General features: G+C 45.4%; 1 protein-coding gene. It reads left to right on the top strand.

Features of this window, described 5'->3' with window-relative positions:
• Window positions 1–182: hypothetical protein (locus MUA00_RS00025; protein ID WP_271121223.1), on the top strand; the 182-nt coding region annotated here is incomplete at its 5' end.
• Window positions 183–238 lie beyond the last annotated feature (56 nt).

Raw genomic sequence — 238 nt, 5'->3', positions numbered from 1 at the left:
TCATGTTGCCGTTAGTGTTACCACCAACAATGGTATTACTGCCGACTCCAAAATCACCGACTGACAGCATGTCGCCGCTTGTGCTGTATGCATCGCGTAATGCCGCACTTCCTAAACCGACGTTTTATATATTGTCCCCGCGCCTTGCTGCCGATAACTTCCTCCGAATTTTGTACCTCTGAGGGAGTTTAAAAATTATGCAAATTGGCTACATTCGCGTATCAACAAATGAGCAAAA

The organism is Dryocola boscaweniae (assembly GCF_025215095.1).
Lineage (GTDB): Bacteria > Pseudomonadota > Gammaproteobacteria > Enterobacterales > Enterobacteriaceae > Dryocola > Dryocola boscaweniae.
The sequence above is the reverse complement of the archived record's forward strand: the minus strand, read 5'-3'. Positions and strand labels throughout refer to the sequence as shown.